The organism is Xenorhabdus thailandensis (genome assembly GCF_037996785.1).
Classification (GTDB): Bacteria; Pseudomonadota; Gammaproteobacteria; order Enterobacterales; family Enterobacteriaceae; genus Xenorhabdus; species Xenorhabdus griffiniae.
Genome location: NZ_JBBMXF010000007.1, coordinates 673,249 through 690,914 on the forward strand (window position 1 = coordinate 673,249; position 17,666 = coordinate 690,914).

Annotated in this window: 15 protein-coding genes; 9 read left to right on the forward strand and 6 right to left on the reverse strand. The window is 45.3% G+C overall.

Translation table 11 applies throughout. From position 1 onward, the window contains the following. Positions 1 to 207 precede the first annotated feature (207 nt). Positions 208 to 555 carry a YceK/YidQ family lipoprotein gene (locus tag AAC853_RS05675; RefSeq protein WP_340614163.1) on the forward strand — a complete coding sequence of 116 codons (348 nt, stop codon included), beginning with the start codon at positions 208 to 210 and terminating at the stop codon, positions 553 to 555. Between the two features lie 75 nt (positions 556 to 630). Here the strand turns inward: AAC853_RS05675 and AAC853_RS05680 are convergent, their stop codons facing one another. Beyond that, a complete protein-coding gene (locus tag AAC853_RS05680) occupies positions 631 to 1,920 on the reverse strand; it encodes a YidR family protein (RefSeq protein ID WP_340613929.1) in 1,290 nt (429 codons plus the stop codon). 135 nt (positions 1,921 to 2,055) lie between these two features. Here AAC853_RS05680 and AAC853_RS05685 point away from each other — a divergent pair, with 135 nt between their 5' ends. Then, positions 2,056 to 2,673, forward strand: a complete 618-nt coding sequence (locus tag AAC853_RS05685; protein ID WP_340613930.1) for a trimeric intracellular cation channel family protein — start codon at positions 2,056 to 2,058, stop codon at positions 2,671 to 2,673. Between the two features lie 37 nt (positions 2,674 to 2,710). Here the strand turns inward: AAC853_RS05685 and ligB are convergent, their stop codons facing one another. Further along, on the reverse strand, positions 2,711 to 4,483 hold the full coding sequence (gene ligB / locus AAC853_RS05690) for an NAD-dependent DNA ligase LigB (RefSeq protein ID WP_340613931.1): 1,773 nt from the start codon (positions 4,481 to 4,483) through the stop codon (positions 2,711 to 2,713). Positions 4,484 to 4,816: 333 nt separating this feature from the next. Between ligB and gmk the strand changes: the two genes are divergently transcribed. Genes gmk through recG form a run of 5 tightly spaced genes read left to right on the forward strand, consistent with a single transcriptional unit; the run spans position 4,817 to position 10,738 of the window. After that, entirely contained in the window at positions 4,817 to 5,440 is a 624-nt protein-coding gene (gmk, locus tag AAC853_RS05695; RefSeq protein ID WP_340613932.1) for a guanylate kinase, read from the forward strand. Positions 5,441 to 5,494: 54 nt separating this feature from the next. Further along, positions 5,495 to 5,770 carry a DNA-directed RNA polymerase subunit omega gene (rpoZ, locus tag AAC853_RS05700; protein WP_074020086.1) on the forward strand — a complete coding sequence of 92 codons (276 nt, stop codon included), beginning with the start codon at positions 5,495 to 5,497 and terminating at the stop codon, positions 5,768 to 5,770. A gap of 18 nt (positions 5,771 to 5,788) precedes the next feature. Continuing rightward, on the forward strand, positions 5,789 to 7,903 hold the full coding sequence (gene spoT, locus AAC853_RS05705) for a bifunctional GTP diphosphokinase/guanosine-3',5'-bis pyrophosphate 3'-pyrophosphohydrolase (protein WP_338884069.1): 2,115 nt from the start codon (positions 5,789 to 5,791) through the stop codon (positions 7,901 to 7,903). Between the two features lie 5 nt (positions 7,904 to 7,908). Further along, positions 7,909 to 8,634: a tRNA (guanosine(18)-2'-O)-methyltransferase TrmH gene (trmH, locus tag AAC853_RS05710; protein WP_340613933.1), complete on the forward strand. Its 726-nt coding sequence runs from the start codon at positions 7,909 to 7,911 to the stop codon at positions 8,632 to 8,634. A 22-nt stretch (positions 8,635 to 8,656) separates the two neighbouring features. Then, positions 8,657 to 10,738 (forward strand): ATP-dependent DNA helicase RecG, encoded by a 2,082-nt coding sequence (gene recG, locus AAC853_RS05715; protein WP_340613934.1) that lies wholly within the window; start codon positions 8,657 to 8,659, stop codon positions 10,736 to 10,738. Positions 10,739 to 10,806: 68 nt separating this feature from the next. Here the strand turns inward: recG and gltS are convergent, their stop codons facing one another. Then, positions 10,807 to 12,021, reverse strand: coding sequence for a sodium/glutamate symporter (gene gltS / locus AAC853_RS05720; protein WP_338884064.1), 1,215 nt, complete (start codon positions 12,019 to 12,021; stop codon positions 10,807 to 10,809). A 241-nt stretch (positions 12,022 to 12,262) separates the two neighbouring features. On the opposite strand from gltS, the gene AAC853_RS05725 reads away from it, so the two are divergent. Both AAC853_RS05725 and AAC853_RS05730 read left to right on the forward strand, forming a co-directional pair. After that, on the forward strand, positions 12,263 to 13,648 hold the full coding sequence (locus tag AAC853_RS05725) for a nucleobase:cation symporter-2 family protein (RefSeq protein ID WP_340613935.1): 1,386 nt from the start codon (positions 12,263 to 12,265) through the stop codon (positions 13,646 to 13,648). Between the two features lie 140 nt (positions 13,649 to 13,788). Beyond that, positions 13,789 to 15,543 (forward strand): AsmA family protein, encoded by a 1,755-nt coding sequence (locus tag AAC853_RS05730; protein WP_340613936.1) that lies wholly within the window; start codon positions 13,789 to 13,791, stop codon positions 15,541 to 15,543. Here AAC853_RS05730 and fabY read toward each other — a convergent pair. The 3 genes from fabY to yihX are packed head-to-tail and all read right to left on the reverse strand — an operon-like array spanning position 15,533 to position 17,570. Beyond that, positions 15,533 to 16,450 (reverse strand): fatty acid biosynthesis protein FabY, encoded by a 918-nt coding sequence (gene fabY, locus AAC853_RS05735; protein ID WP_340613937.1) that lies wholly within the window; start codon positions 16,448 to 16,450, stop codon positions 15,533 to 15,535. The genes AAC853_RS05730 and fabY overlap by 11 nt on opposite strands. Before the next feature lie 26 nt (positions 16,451 to 16,476). Next, the gene (gene dtd / locus AAC853_RS05740; RefSeq protein WP_338884060.1) at positions 16,477 to 16,914 is read right to left on the reverse strand and encodes a D-aminoacyl-tRNA deacylase; all 438 of its coding nucleotides are present in this window, start codon (positions 16,912 to 16,914) and stop codon (positions 16,477 to 16,479) included. Between the two features lie 38 nt (positions 16,915 to 16,952). Then, positions 16,953 to 17,570, reverse strand: a complete 618-nt coding sequence (gene yihX / locus AAC853_RS05745) for a glucose-1-phosphatase (protein ID WP_340613938.1) — start codon at positions 17,568 to 17,570, stop codon at positions 16,953 to 16,955. Positions 17,571 to 17,666 lie beyond the last annotated feature (96 nt).

The window sequence follows — 17,666 nt, forward strand, 5'->3', positions numbered from 1 at the left end:
AAAATGAAATTAAATTCACATCACAAAAAATTATCAAAATTAGCGATAAGTGCTATAGCAAATTGAATATTACCTAGCTATAGTAAATAGAATTAAACGGTAAAACATCATGAAAAAACTATATTTGTCAGGCGTTGGAAAAATGGCATTAATAGCGAATAAGGTATTTAAACATTGGCAAATTAGCTCATTGAGATCATGAAAATGATGAAAAATTGTAAAGAGATTCTATTACTATTTACTGCATTAGGATGGTCACTTGTTACGGGCTGTTCCAGTATCATGACCCACAGTGGCCCCTATCAAGGTTATTATTCTGGGGCAAAAGCCAATATTGGTATGTTAAAAGATGACCAAACAGGATGGTTTATGAAGCCCTTACTTACAATCGATCTGCCGTTTTCTGCTTTCCTGGACACGCTTCTACTTCCCTACGATTATGTTCGCTCCGATCAAGATAGCTCAAAACAATCCCCTAAACATCGTATAGATCAGCTAGATAAAAAACCAATCGTCATACTACCTGCACCAGAACCTGGTGACCACGATACTTAGGAACCTATACACTATATCGGCGTATTCAAGCACCGCCTTTAATCTGCGATGCTCACTTTGCTACATTTGTTGTTTTCAGTTAATCCCTGTTTCCACCACAAATAGTTGTCGGTAACCGTCAATATCACGCATAAAAGCGACATAACGATCATCCGGTGATATCACTATCGCATCAGCGGAAGGGGCATCCTCAGTGCGCCCCGTTAAACGCTGGATTTTTCCAGTCTGGCTATCACAGAGTACAACACTATTGTCACAAACACAGGCAATAAACCGCCCACGGCTATCCCAGCTAAATGCGGATTGTATACCGTTTTTGTTGTAAGTTATCTGCATGGGTTCACCACCATTTGGTGAGATATACCATAGCTGGACAATCCCTTTTTCATCTTTCATCAGGAAACAGATTTTACTGCCATCTGGTGATGTTCTTAGCCAATGACGTGGAACATTCACCACTCCCGGCCAGCGATTACCGTGCGTAAAAGTCAGGCGTTTCTGTTTTACTCCCGCTGGGGGCGCGGGTAATGCTGTTTCTGTACCCGCTAAAGGTTGGCTGCCTGCAATGGCATATTCATCATTGTGCTCTGGCAGATCAACGAGATAAATTTCCGGTATTTTTTCGCCATTGGTGGCGTAGGTATCCCCAATAAAAGCCAGTGCCCAACGCTGCCATTGACCATTATCTTTGCGATATCCTCGCTGCCCAATCCATCCTTCTTCATAAGCTCGATTGATGTCATCACTGCCGGGACGCGGGCAGGCTGTAGTCTCGCTAACCACAACCGAAAAATAACTACCATCATATTCCCTTGGATGTTTTTTATCTGGTATTACAGCTTGCAAAGGAACAGCCACCGCCACATTACGTAAATCAAGCGCAGGATCTAACTCGTGCATCACATGGTCATTGTAGGTAAAACTGAGACGACTACCATCAGGGCTGAAAACGTGGACATGTGTTCCACCGCGCAAAGCGCCAGGGGTATAAGGTGGAGTAATATCCATAGCATCAATGTTAATTGCCACATTGGGCTGTACATCGGAAACTATGACACCACGGCGATGATGAAAATCATATTGCCACTGTGCATCTGGTTTTTCCGGGCCATGAATAAAGGCATAACGAACGGGTTCTTGCGGGCTCACAGTCACCACGCCAACATGAGCGCCATCCTTTGCCTGATAGATAATTTCAGTTTGTCCATGATCAACATGAATTTTTTCTATCGTTAAACTGGTAAAAGTGGCACCATCGGGACGAACATCGTACACCAACCATTGGCTGTCTGGCGTCCAAACATTTATATTAGTTATCTGATGGCTACGACTATCGAATGTAATCTGACGTTCCTTAAAAACCATTTTACTGCCTTCTTTTGCGAGGTTTCGGATAATAAAAACTAATTTTATTCAAATTCGGCTAAAAAATTTCAGTCGAGACGTTATTATTACAACAGTACTCTTTACTTCTACGTTATATTTCATGTAATTAAACTTATGTTACTCAGTGTCCTTTATATCATTGGTATTACGGCTGAAGCCATGACAGGCGCCTTAGCCGCAGGTCGTCGAAAAATGGATGTATTCGGCGTTATCATTATTGCTTCCGTGACAGCCATTGGTGGTGGCACTGTCCGTGATATTATTTTGGGGCACTATCCCCTTGGCTGGGTAAAAAATCCAGAGTATATAGTGACCGTTGCCTGTGCTGCTGTGCTCACTATCTGGGTTGCTCCTATGATGAAACATCTACGCCGTCTGTTTCTCATTCTTGATGCCATTGGCTTAATCGTCTTCTCCATCATAGGTGCACAAATCGCGTTAGATATGCACTACAGCCCGATTATTGCCGCCATTGCCGCAGTCATCACTGGCGTTTTTGGTGGTGTATTGCGCGATATGTTTTGTAATACCATCCCTCTGGTATTCCAAAAAGAGATTTATGCCGGTGTCTCTTTTGCCGCTGCCTGGCTCTATATTGCCTTACTGTATACGCCATTACCCCCAAACAGCGTTATCTTGATTACACTTGTTGCCGGACTCGCTGCACGATTAATAGCTATTCGTTATCGCCTTGGTTTACCCATCTTCAATTACGATGGCACAGACCACTAATACCGTAATGAATTTCTGGGGCGCCTTTTGCCCCTATTCATTGAATATCTCTTGTTTTCTCAATATCCCGTAAAGACAAAATATGAATTACTGTCTTAATCTCAGGATGCTGTAAAAAGGCCAAGATTTTTTCTCTTTGTTTTACTGTTAATGCGGGTTTCGCTTTTACGTCAGAGAATATCGTTTCCCATTGCCATCCCAGTTTATCTGCTTGTTCATCAGTAAAGTGCCTGGCATAAGGCAGGCCAATGGCTTCGTACCATAGTGAAAGTGGCTGTAACTTTGCCTGTTGAAACTGGGCGAAAATTAATTCCGCACGTTTAGTTCCAATATTGGTCGCTGCCCCAAGCTGCTCCTTATCCAAATCCAGCCAAGCCGTTAAATTTGCCAACAGCCCATGTTTTACCAACACTGTCCACGTTCCTTGTCCCACGCCTTTCATTTTCAATTTTACCCCAAGCCACGTCAGGCGAGCGATAAACTGTTGCTGGCAATAATGATCAGCATTAGTTTCGTTTTGATGATCGAATGTCAGGCAACTCAGGAAATGATAATCCTGCTCATTAGGTGGTTGAATATCAGGGCGTTCCGCCATACGCCACACCACTTTATCGAGTTTAGGTATACCATGTCCCGCCAGCGCCACCGTGATTTTATCGCCAGGATAGACATTCCACTGCTTCCAACGTTTGATCGAACCGATGTTGACTCGACTGACCTGTCGATCATCCACCTTTACTTTTTCCAGTTCTAATCCAACGGATATTCTCCCTGTCCGGCCTATTGTGAAATTAATACCTTTTACGGTTGTCATTTGTTGCCGCAGTGGATATTTCCATGCAATCGCCCAACTGTTTGATCCAGAGCGCCACTGTCGGCCTGTCGGTTCAAGCTCTTGGCGTAATACAATCCCATCTGTCGCAAAAGGGAGGGGCTGGACAAAATAATCTTTCCATCTTTTTTCGGCATCTTCTGCTGTGGTAATGGGGTGACTATATTGCTGTGTGATGGGAAACCCCATTACTGCCAATTTTTCCAGTTTCACCGCCATTTCATTTGGTCCATCCGGCCAGCCCCAAATAAAAATACCAACGTGTTTCAGTTCTGGCGCTGGAGTTTTACGTATCATTAAGCCTGCAACTTTACTGCGCGCGCCCTGACTCCCCGCAACAAACTGACGATGCTGTTCCTGCTGCCAGAAAAGCTCACCTTGTAATACCAAATGTTTAGGGGCATTTTTAATCTGTTTAGGAATACTGGGAATAAATGCGCTTTTATCCATCCAGTCTATTCCTTCAATACCATTACCACGGCTAATTAGCTGCACTAATTGACCTTTTTCATACACCAAAGTAACTGCAACACCATCAATTTTAGGTTGCAACCACACCCCTGTGCGCCCCTGTAACCACTGGCTAATTTTTTGTATTCCCTTCAATTTATGCAAACCTGTATGTTGGACAGGATGACGCTGTTTCCCTGACTGTTCAGAAGAGAGCACAGGAATCACGGAAGTATCGGCAACCGGGCTAACAGAGAGTAAAGCACGGTCTGACCCATGATTTAAACAACCTTGCCAAATTCTCAAGGTATCCAATAATTGATCGTAAATTTCATCATCGACTTCAGTAATTCCCTGCTGACGGTATAGATGATCCCACTTAGCCACCTGCTGTGACAGGCGCTTAATTTCACTCTGAAATTTTTCTTGGGGCCAGTCAGGACACTGAGCCCTGTTTGCAAATGCCATTGGTATACCAGATAGCAATATCCATACTGTTATTAAAAAACTGATGAGAAAATTAAGCATCCCTGCTCCTTGGTTTCCTTAAAACGACTTCCTAAAAATTGATGCCAAGACACGGGCAGAGGATAAAAAGCAGGAAATTTTTTACCAAGTGGCAAAAAAGAAGTTTGAGAGAAGTTTCGAAAAATAAATGTGTAATTTCTGCAAACAGCTATTTTTGCTGAAAATGTGTCGCAAAAAATCTCATTAATGCCAGTTTGTTAAGAAAATATTTTGGTGAAATACCTGTTGGCATGTATTGTAGCGCTGCATGGATTAACGTATCCGTGTATACTATGTGGGATATTATATTCCTGCGCTTGCATTTATTTATACCCAATCAGTCAAGAAATCATCATGAACCAAGGAACGTTATATATTGTTTCTGCGCCGAGTGGAGCAGGAAAATCAAGCCTTATTCAGGCTTTATTAAAAACCCAACCCTTGTATGACACTCAGGTTTCCGTTTCGCATACAACGCGGCAAGCTCGCCCAGGCGAAAATCATGGTGAACACTATTTTTTCGTCACGGTGGATGAGTTTCAAAATATGATCAACCATGATGAATTTTTGGAATATGCCTGTGTTTTTGGTAATTATTACGGCACATCCCGAAAAGTCATCGAAGACACACTCGCCAGTGGCGTTGATGTTTTTCTTGATATTGACTGGCAAGGTGCACAGCAAATCCGCCAGAAAATGCCAATAGCTCGCAGCATTTTCATTCTTCCACCTTCTAAGGAAGAGTTGCTCCGCCGCCTGCGTGGGCGCGGTCAAGACAGCGAAGAAATCATTGCCAAACGCATGGCTCAGGCTGTCGCGGAAATGGAACATTACAACGAATATGATTACGTCATCATCAATGACGATTTCAATACGGCACTAGCCGATTTACAATCGATTATTCGTTCAGAGCGTCTACGATTAGATCGTCAGACCCAGCGGCATGATGCCTTAATCAGCAAATTATTGGCAGACTGAACCAAGTTTCAGTATTATGCCCAGTCATTTATTTATCTGTGGAGTAGCACTCATATGGCACGCGTAACTGTTCAAGACGCAGTAGAAAAAATTGGTAACCGTTTTGACCTGGTGTTGGTCGCTGCTCGCCGAGCACGCCAATTGCAAGTAGGTGGCAAAGATCCCCTGGTTCCAGAAGAAAACGATAAGATGACTGTTATCGCCCTGCGTGAAATCGAGCAAGGCCTCATTAACAACAAAATTCTCGATGTTCGTGAGCGCCAGGAACAGCAAGAGCAAGAAGCCGCAGAAATCAAAGCCGTTTCTGCCATCGCTGAAGGTCGTCGTTAATTTTACGGTAGGTCTGCCTTGTACCTGTTTGAAAGTCTGAATCAGCTAGTTCTGAAATATTTGCCTGAAGATCAAATTGATCTGCTTAAACAGGCCTATGTGGTTGCGCGGGATGCCCACGAAGGGCAAACCCGTTCCAGCGGTGAGCCATACATCACTCACCCCGTGGCCGTTTCCTGTATTCTGGCTGAAATGCGCCTTGACCATGAAACACTGATGGCGGCACTTTTGCACGATGTCATTGAAGACACCCCTGCAACATTTCAGGATATAGAACAGTTATTTGGCACGGCCGTTGCCGGGTTGGTGGAGGGAGTATCCAAGCTGGATAAACTGAACTTCCGCGACAAAAAGGAAGCACAGGCTGAAAACTTCCGCAAAATGATCATGGCGATGGTGCAGGATATCCGCGTCATTTTGATCAAACTGGCAGACCGTACGCACAATATGCGAACCCTTGGCTCCCTGCGCCCCGATAAACGGCGGCGCATTGCCAGGGAAACGCTGGAAATTTATAGCCCACTGGCTCATCGTCTGGGTATTCATCACCTAAAAACCGAGCTGGAAGAACTTGGGTTTGAGGCTCTGTATCCGAACCGTTATCGCGTCATTAAAGAAGTTGTGAAAGCCGCTCGCGGTAATCGTAAAGAGATGATCCAGAAAATTCTGTCGGAGATTGAAGGCAGGTTAACGGATGCCGGTATCAAATGCACAGTCAGTGGCCGCGAAAAACACCTCTACTCTATCTATCGTAAGATGCGCCTGAAAGAGCAGCGTTTCCATTCTATCATGGATATTTACGCCTTTCGTGTCATCGTCAATAATCTTGATACCTGTTACCGCGTATTGGGGCAAATGCACAGTCTGTACAAACCACGCCCCGGTAGAGTGAAAGATTATATTGCTATCCCCAAAGCCAATGGTTACCAATCCCTCCATACTTCCCTGATAGGCCCGCATGGAGTACCCGTCGAAGTTCAGATCCGTACTGAAGATATGGATCAAATGGCAGAAATGGGGGTTGCCGCACATTGGGCTTATAAAGAGCAAGGGGAATCCGGTACGACTGCGCAGGTTCGTGCCCAGCGCTGGATGCAAAGTTTGCTGGAACTCCAGCAAAGTGCCGGCAGCTCTTTTGAATTTATTGAAAGCGTTAAATCTGATTTATTTCCTGATGAGATTTACGTTTTTACCCCCGAAGGACGAATTGTTGAGTTACCGGCTGGCGCGACTCCTGTTGATTTTGCCTATGCCGTCCATACCGATATCGGACATGCCTGTGTGGGTGCACGTGTCGATCGACTACCTTATCCTCTTTCACAAACGCTTAGTAGTGGGCAAACGGTCGAAATTATTACGGCACCAGGGGCTCGCCCTAATGCTGCATGGCTGAACTTTGTCGTTAGTTCCAAAGCACGCGCCAAAATTCGCCAGTTACTGAAAAACCTAAAACGGGATGATTCCATTAGTTTGGGGCGCCGTTTACTCAATCATGCACTTGGTAACGGCACGAAAATTACCGATATTCCACAAGAAAATATCAACAAAGAGCTGGCAAGAATGAAGCTCGCTGCTTTGGATGATTTGTTAGCGGAAATCGGATTGGGTAATGCCATGAGCGTGGTTGTCGCCCGCAATTTATTATTGGGTTCACCAGAGAAAGTACCAAACAACAATAGCAACTCTTCCCGCAAGCTCCCTATCAAGGGTGCTGATGGTATTTTGATTACCTTTGCCAAATGTTGTCGCCCAATTCCAGGTGATCCGATTATTGCCCATATCAGCCCAGGAAAAGGTTTGGTGATCCACCACGAATCTTGTCGCAATATCCGTGGATACCAGAAAGAACCGGAAAAATTCATGCCTGTTGAGTGGGATAAAGATATCAATAGCGATTTTATTGCTGAAATTAAAGTCGATATGTTTAACCATCAGGGGGCACTGGCAAATCTGACTGCGGCCATTAACGATGTAAACTCCAGTATTCAAAGTATGAATACAGAAGAGAAAGATGGCCGTGTCTATTGTGCTTTCATCAGGCTGACGACCAAAGACCGTATCCAGCTGGCGAATATCATGCGTAAGATACGTATCATGCCAGACGTGATGCGAGTCAGCCGTAACCGAAACTAGAGGTTATGAATCCTAAACGTTACGCACGCATTTGCCAGATGATGGCAATGCGTCAACCTGACCTGACAATCTGTTTAGAAGAAGTCCACAAACCCCATAATATATCCGCCGTTATTCGTACAGCGGATGCTGTGGGTATTCACCAAATCCATGCTATCTGGCCTACTGAGCAATTAAGAACCCAGCTTTCTTCGGCAGCAGGTAGCAATAGTTGGGTTCAGGTGAAAACGCATTCCACGATTGAACAGGCGATTCACCAATTTAAATCTGATGGAATGCAAGTGCTGGCAACTCATCTTTCTGATAAAGCCGTCGATTTCCGTCAAATTGATTACACTAAGCCTACCTGCATCATTATGGGGCAGGAGAAAAAAGGTATCTCAAAACAAGCTATCGCCCTGGCAGATCACGATATCATTATTCCAATGGCAGGTATGGTGCAGTCACTGAATGTCTCTGTTGCATCTGCCTTGATTTTGTATGAAGTACAACGGCAGCGTCAATTGGCAGGCATGTACCAGCGGCAGAAAAGCATTCTGCCGGAAGAGGAACAGCAAAGGCTACTGTTCGAAGGAGGATATCCCGTATTGGCTGCCGTTTCTCGCCGTAAGGGCTTGGAACAACCCTTGATAGATAAGCAAGGGCAAATCATCGCAAGTGAGTCCTGGTGGTCAGCGATGCAAGAAACATCCGCCGCGCAAAAAACAATTGCACCATCAGCAAGGAAATAAATCACACTGACGGAGAAATCGTATGAAAGGCCAACTACTTGATGCCATTCCCTTAACCACGTTATGTGGCGTTGGAGCCAATCAGGTCACTAAGCTCGCTAAGTTAGGGTTGGTCAATCTACAGGATCTACTTTTTCACTTTCCACTCCGCTATGAGGATCAAACCCGCCTGTATACCATTCATGAATTATTGCCCAGTATTTATGCTACGGTAACAGGTGAAATATTACGCACCAATGTGACGTTTGGGCGTCGGCGCATCATGACCTGCCAAATCAGTGATGGCACAGGTATTTTGACTCTGCGTTTCTTCAATTTTACTGCCACCATGAAAAATAACCTGGCCGCAGGAAAGCACGTTGTTGCTTATGGGGAAATTCGTCGCGGAAATCAAGGGCCAGAGATTATCCATCCTGAATATAAAATCCAACAACATGCCAACCGTATCCAACTGCAAGAGACGTTGACCCCCATCTATCCCACGACCGAGGGAGTACGTCAAACAACGCTGCGCAAGTTAATCGATCAGGCATTGGAAATATTGGCTACCTGCGCCATTAATGAATTACTACCAGAAAAATTCAGCCGGAAGCTCATCAGTCTGCCCGACGCACTGCGTACATTGCACCATCCCCCGCCGGATACTTCTCTGGCCGATTTAGAAAATGGCCAACATCCAGCCCAGCGTAGGTTAATTCTGGAAGAATTACTGGCGCATCATTTAAGTATGTTGGCAGTCAGGGCGGGAGCCCAGCGCTTTCATGCATATCCCTTAATGGCAAATGATTCACTGAAACAGAAACTTCTAAGCCAGTTACCATTCTCACCCACAAGCGCTCAAGCCCGTGTCGTAGCAGAAATAGAACACGATTTAGCAAAAAATGTCCCCATGATGCGTCTGATACAGGGGGATGTCGGTTCAGGGAAAACATTAGTGGCAGCGCTGGCGGCTGTCCGTGCCATTGTTCACGGCAAGCAAGTAGCACTGATGGCACCAACTGAACTTTTGGCAGAGCAACACGCCAATACCTTCCGTCAATGGCTTGAGCCACTGGGTATTCAGGTCGGTTGGCTAGCAGGCAAACAGAAAGGTAAAGCACGTCAGGCACAGCAAGAGGCGATAGCAAACGGTCAAGTGAGCATGATTGTCGGTACTCACGCCATGTTTCAGGAGCAGGTAAAATTTGCCGGATTGGCACTGGTTATCATTGATGAGCAACATCGATTCGGTGTTCACCAACGTCTGGCATTATGGGAGAAAGGGCGCGACCAAGGCTTCCACCCCCATCAATTGATCATGACAGCGACCCCTATTCCACGCACATTGGCAATGACCGCCTACGCCGATCTGGATACTTCTATCATTGATGAATTGCCTCCAGGCCGGACGCCTGTCACCACCGTTGCCATCCCAGATACTCGCCGGAACGACATTATCCAACGTATCAAAAGCGCCTGTCTGGATGAAGGCCGTCAGGCTTACTGGGTATGTACCTTGATCGAAGATTCTGAGGTATTGGAAGCGCAAGCCGCACAGGCAACCAGTGAAGAATTGACACTGGCATTGCCTGAATTGAAAATTGGCTTAGTGCATGGGCGGATGAAACCAGCAGAAAAACAAGCCGTCATGGAAGCGTTCAAGCAAGGTGAAATACAATTGCTGGTTGCCACTACGGTCATTGAAGTCGGGGTGGATGTGCCCAATGCCAGCCTGATGATTATCGATAATCCCGAACGGCTAGGATTGGCACAGTTGCACCAACTTCGAGGGCGCGTCGGGCGTGGTGCCATTGCTTCTCATTGTGTCTTGCTCTATAAAACTCCACTGACCAATACAGCGAAAATTCGTCTGCAAGTTTTACGGGACAGTAATGATGGTTTTGTGATTGCCCAGAAAGATCTAGAGATCCGCGGACCAGGTGAACTGTTGGGTACACGCCAAACAGGTAATGCAGAATTCAGGATCGCGGATTTATTGCGAGACCAAGGTATGCTGCCCGAAGTTCAGCGTATCGCCCACTATATCCACCAGAATTATCCTGAACACGCCAAAGCGCTGATTGAACGCTGGTTGCCGGATAGTTCCCAATATAGCCGCGCTTAGGTGCCAGCCGCTGAATATTTCAGCGGCATATTCGCCAAGATATTAGGCGAGGACAAAAGTGTATTACTTTAACCTGCTATAGATGGGAACATCGGTAATAACAGATACAATTTGATGACGGCAGCATTAACGATATCAATAAAGAATGCCCCCACCATAGGTACGAGTAAGAATGCTACATGCGATGGCCCAAAACGGTCAGTGATCGCTTGCATATTCGCGATGGCTGTTGGTGTCGCACCTAAACCAAAACCACAGTGGCCGGCTGACAATACTGCCGCATCGAAATTTTTACCCATGATCCGGTAAGTAACGAAAATAGCATACAACGCCATAACCAAAGTCTGTACGGCAAGAATGACCAACATTGGCAGCGCAAGGGAAGCCAGTTGCCACAGTTTCAGGCTCATCAAAGCCATCGCCAGGAACAGCGATAAGCTGACGTTACCCAAGACCGACACCGCTCGGTCAAATACCCGATAAAAACCAAGCAGAGAGAGTCCGTTACTAAGAATGACACCAACAAACAGAACACACACGAATGTCGGCAATTCAAAGGCTGTGCCTTGTAACAGTTTCTCAATAAACTTACCTGCCAATAAGCAAATGGAAACCATAGCAATAGTTTCCACCATCACTAATGGTGTAATAAGCCGGCCAGTATAAGGTTTCTCAAATGCCGTCGGCAGCTCGGTATCCTCAGACTCCAACCCTGGTGTTTGGGTATTTTTCACCAACATACGGGCAACTGGCCCCCCAATCAAGCCACCTAAAACCAGGCCGAATGTTGCACATGCCATTGCCACTTCCGTAGCATTTTCAAAACCATAGCGCTCAGTGAATACCTTACTCCAAGCACCACCTGTTCCATGCCCACCAGATAGTGTAATGGAGCCTGCCAGCAATCCCATTAACGGATCAAGGCCAAGCATTTTCGCCAAGGCGATACCAACCGTGTTTTGTACAAATAACAGTCCAACAACCACGCAGACAAAAATAACCAAAGATTTTCCGCCTGCTTTCAGGCTGGCAAGATTAGCGTTCAAACCGATTGTGGCAAAGAACATCAACATGAGAGGCTCTTGGAGAGATAAATCAAAACTAACTTCCCAACCTACAGATTGTTTAACTGCCAACAGAACTAACGCAACCAATAAGCCACCTGCGACTGGCTCAGGGATCGTATATTTCTCAAGGAATGGGACTGATTGTACGAGTTTTCTTCCTAGTAGCAAAACCAGCGTGGCAGCAACGAGCGTGCCATAAATATCTAGATGATACATCGATGTACCTCACCCATTGTTAATATTATGTGAATTTAATGTGACGTTATAATCATCCTGTAAAAACGCCAAGAGCAGGTAAGGGTTGGATTAGAAATAAAATTTCTCATAAACACAAGTTAAAACATTTAAAAATGTGACAGGATTAAGCCGTAATTCATGATGAAAACTTAACGCAAACGATTGCTTTAATGATGAGAATCATTAAAATGCACTTTTTGTCTATCTGAAATTTCACAACATGGTCAATTTACCCCGTGGATCCAATTCATCAGAAGTCCCCAATAAATCAAATAACGAACTGATCTATCGTCTGGAAGATAAGCCGCCACTTCCACATACCTTATTTGCTGCATCCCAACATTTACTGGCCATGTTTGTAGCTGTTATTACACCTGCAATGTTGATTTGCCAGGCTCTGGAGCTTCCAGAGCAGGATACTCAACGCATTATCAGTATGTCCCTGTTTGCCTCTGGCTTGGCATCACTTATTCAAATTCGCTCTTGGGGGCCAATCGGTTCTGGCTTGCTTTCAATTCAGGGCACCAGTTTTAATTTCGTTGCCCCACTGATTATGGGTGGCCTGGCGTTGAAAAATGGTGGTGCGGATATTCCAACGATGATGGCAGCCTTGTTCGGTACACTGATGCTCGCCTCAATGACGGAAGTGCTGCTCTCACGCGTGTTACATTTGGCAAGACGGATCATCACACCTCTGGTATCCGGTATCGTGGTGATGATTATTGGCTTATCGTTAATTCAAGTGGGATTAACTTCGATTGGGGGTGGTTATTCTGCGATTCAAAACGGCACATTTGGTGCACCAGAAAACCTGCTGCTCGCTGGAACTGTTCTTGCCGTTATCGTATTGCTGAATCGCCAAAATAACCCTTACTTGCGGGTTGCATCTCTGGTCATCGCCATGACAGTGGGTTATCTGCTGGCCTGGTACATGGATATGTTACCCGTTTCAACACCGAAAGAAGATGCCCCAATCATCACCGTTCCTTCTCCACTCTATTATGGCTTGTCTTTTGACTGGAATCTGTTGATCCCACTGATGCTGATTTTTATGGTGACATCACTGGAAACGATTGGTGATATCACAGCAACCTCTGATGTCTCCGAACAGCCTGTCAGCGGCCCACTCTACATGAAACGTATCAAGGGGGGTGTACTGGCAAATGGCTTCAATTCTATGGTGTCAGCCGTGTTCAATACATTTCCAAATTCCTGTTTTGGCCAGAACAATGGCGTGATCCAACTAACGGGTGTTGCCAGTCGCCATGTCGGTTACATGATTGCTGCAATGCTGATCCTATTGGGGTTGTTTCCTGCCGTGGCTGGTTTTGTACAACACATTCCTGAACCTGTTCTGGGTGGGGCGACGATTGTGATGTTTGGCACTATCGCTGCATCTGGGGTCAGAATAGTTTCCCGTGAACACCTGAATCGCCGTGCCATTATGATCATCGCACTGTCCCTGGCCGTGGGGTTAGGTGTCTCTCAGCAACCGTTGATTTTGCAATTTGCCCCTGATTGGGTGAAAAACTTACTCTCTTCAGGCATTGCTGCCGGTGGGTTAACCGCCATTCTGCTTAACCTCATTTTTCCCCAAGAAAAATAGTTGTCAGATTTCTGTATAATACGTCTCTCCCGCCTTACCGGCGGGAGTTTTCTTTTTTATCTAAATCATCTATTGAGTGCTGCCCTATTTTACGGCATAAAAGGGCTTCTATTGGAAGGTTACACTGTTGAGGTGAAATAATGAGGTGGTTAGGGAAATTTTTTGTCACTCTTCTACTATTACTAATTTTGGCAATCATAGTTATCTATGTTGTTGCCCAGACGCATTGGGGAGCCAAACAATTAAGTCAATGGCTCAGCAGACAAGGACATTACCAAGTCAGTATTGAAAGCATCGACCATAGCTGGCTGCAACCGGCTACCCTATCACTTAACCACATTAACATTCGTGACAAACAAAGTCCTTTCTCACTCAATGCCGATGCCATTGATCTCGATTTCAAATGGCAGCATTTACTGTCCCCCCAAAATCTCCGTCGTCTGACATTGCAACAAGGAACATTGATACTACCTGAAAATCAAACTCCCCCTCTTTTACAAGCGGATATCCTGCAACTGAACCAGATGAATATTCAGCTAGAGAGTCCCAATACGCGTATTCAGGGGGAGAATATCACGGGCGGCATTACACCTTGGGCTCCTGCTGTGGGCAACCCATTTGGTAATGGAAAATATCAATTCAGTGCCAGTACGATCCGCTTAAATGACATATCTGTTGAAAATGCCGTTATGCAAGGCAGTTACCAGGATAAGGCTCTGACTATCGATTCTTTTGGCGCAACATTTCTGCGAGGCGCTATTTCTGGCAATGGCCAGCAATTGCCTGACGGCAGTTGGCGTTGGAACAATATCCTGCTCAGTGACATTCGCTGGCAAACCCCGATGACACTGGGTGAGTTAAAAGGAAAAATCAGTCATCTACCAACTATGTATGTCAAAGATTTCAATATCACCAATGCCAAACTGCAAGGGCAAAACTGGTCTGTTGATTATCTGGATAGCACCATCAAAAACTTAGGCTTAGCCAATGGCAGTTGGAACGCTGAAGATGGATTGATAGATTTTAACGCGATGAACATGACATTGGATAATGCACAGTTCAGTGACACGCTTGGAAAATTCCGTTTTTCTGGTGATACCCTTACCATCGCGAACCTGACAACCCACTATCAAAAAGGATTGTTCAATATCCAGTCTCAGTGGGATCGCAAAAGCCGGCTCCTTACCCTCAAAGAAAGTTCTGTAACAGGGCTGCTTTATGTTCTGCCAGCAACATGGCTCGATTATTTCAAACAGCCTGCGCCGGAATGGATTTCAGGCGTAAAACTTAATGATATTACTATCAATAATACGCTGCTGATTGATACCAATCCCAATTTCCCGTTCCAGCTCACCACGCTTGCAGCCCATATTGACAACATGGATATCTTGAAAAATGGCAAGTGGGGATTATGGAATGGTCAGGCATCACTGCAAGCGGCTGCGGGAACATTTAACAAAATCGAAATAACCCGCCCTTATCTGCAACTGCACGCTACAGATGGCAAAGCCACCATTGATAAATTAAATGGCTTTACCGGTGAAGGGCTGTTGCAAGTGGCAGGCTCAGTGGAACAACAAACGGCTCATACCCCTTTTAACCTTAACTTCAAAGGAATGAACGCGGATTTGCATATCTTGCCACAATGGGGTTGGATACCACTTAATATTCAGGGAGAAGGCAATTTCACACTCGCTATCACGGGAGATCTCTCCGCTGACGACGTTAAGGGAACAATAAACGGCACATTGGCTGCTGAAGATAAATCATCAAACAAAGAGTCACAATCTATTGAGCAAGGTTTGATCTCAACGAGCCGCTGTCCCCAGACCGCACCCTCTTCCGTAGATAATCCTGCTACGGAGAGTCAAACCTGCGCGAAAATTAAGCTTTAGTAAGACGTTCGGGAGGCAGGACGATATAAGTGCCGGTGAACACGCTACCTACGCCGTGTTCACCGCTAACCTGCACTTCTATCGTTACACGCGCCTTATTGCCACGGGCAAGACGGGCAAGGTCTCCGCTCATATTATTGAAATCCGCAGTTGCACAGGGGCGTCCTGTAATCGGTTGGCGATAACGAATATTGGCATCCACCAAAATGATATCTCCCCCTAACTGGCGCTCCTGTAGCAACAACCAAATCAATCCCCATGCCGTTAAGGTGGCCTGAGAAAATAAGCTACCTGCGAAAATAGTATGATGTGGATTCTGGTTTCCGGCTTCCGGCATCGTGGTCACGAAGCGTTGTCCAGTATATTGGGTGATCCTAAGCCCCATCTTTTCACTCAAAGGGATTTGCTTATGCCATGCCTGCTGCAACTCCGCACACCAATCAGGACGGTGCAAGATATCATCAAGGCTTATTATCGGTTTGATCATGAGGAAATGGTTGATCGGCGACGCCTTAGCACCATTGATCAAACCGCGGTTTTGAAAACCCAACTTGTCAAAGAAATCGACGGCGTCTTCCCGCGCGCTGCAAACAATTCGTTTCACACCTTCCTGTCTGGCCACCGATTCCAATGCCATCGCAATCAGCGTACCCAAACCTTTTCGCTGCACACTGGGATGCACAGCCAGAAAGCGAATAGCGCCTTCATTATCCGCATTGATATATAAGCGCCCAACAGCCAGCGGATTGCCCTGTTCATCCACCACCATTTGGTGATGAGCCATTGAGTCGTAACCATCTTTCTCTGATCCAACAGGTTGATGAAGCGGTTTACGCAACATCTCCCAACGAAATTGGTAATAAGTTTCTAACTCTTGTTCTGTTTGAGGTACTCTCAGATGGTACATAGAAACAACCCCTTTCTTGAAACACATCATACTTGCAACCAGAAAGTTACCGGCCCGTCATTGATCAAACTGACTTTCATGTCTGCTGCAAATATTCCCGTTGCTGTTTTTACACCAGTTACATGGCACTGTTCAACAAAATCGCGATAAAGCTCTTCTGCTTTTTGTGGTTCAGCACCACCAGAAAAGCTGGGTCTTAAGCCTTTCTGGGTGTCCGCAGCCAATGTAAATTGCGATACCACCAGCAAACTACCGCCAGCCTGCTGAACATTAAGGTTCATTTTTCCCTGCTCATCGCTGAATACCCGATACCCCATTACCTTGTCGCATAAACGTTGCGCTTTTTGTGGGGTATCGTCTTTTTCCACCCCCAGCAACACCAGCAACCCTTGTCCAATTTCGCCAATCGTCTCGCCTTCAACAACAACCTTTGCCTGTGTGACACGCTGAATTAATGCGATCATTTCTCTTGCCTGTTATTCCGTTGCAATAAGCTAACAATTTAATTTTTTGCGGGGAGTGAGAAGTCATGTGACTTAAAATAATCAGGGATGATGTTCCTGTCAGCCACATGCAGTGCAGTGATGCCTGTTTTTTTTGCTGCTTCGACGTTTTCTAAAAGATCATCAAAGAATATGGCTTGATCCGCTTCCACACCTTCCGCGACAAGCACATGGTTAAAAATATCAAGATTTGGTTTACGCATCCCCAATTCGTGGGATAGATAAAGGAAATCCGCTGATGCTGCAATCTCAGGATAATGCTCTGAGCAGTAATCAATATGCAGACGATTTGTATTTGACAAAACAACCACACGATGCCCTTTAGCACGCAATTTATTCATTAACTCAATGACTTCCTGCCTGACATCGATAAAGATTGTATTCCAGCCTTCCGCAAATTGTTCAAAACTGAGTGAAACCGCCATTTCATCACACATCATTTCTGCAAATTCAGTGTCACTTATTTGCCCGCACTCATGTTTTTCAAGCGTCTCGCCCTGAGAAAATTTTGGGGTCAATGTTGCCAGTGGTGCCCCACTCAGATTACTCCAAACAGCCAATACTCTTTTAAAATCAATATCAATAATCACGTTACCCAGATCGAAAATATACAGCATAATCCCTCCTGACTGACGTTCATTGTTTAGTTCTTTTATCATATTTTTATTAAGAAAAAAGAATGAAGAGATAAAATTCTTGTTGAATTTTATGGA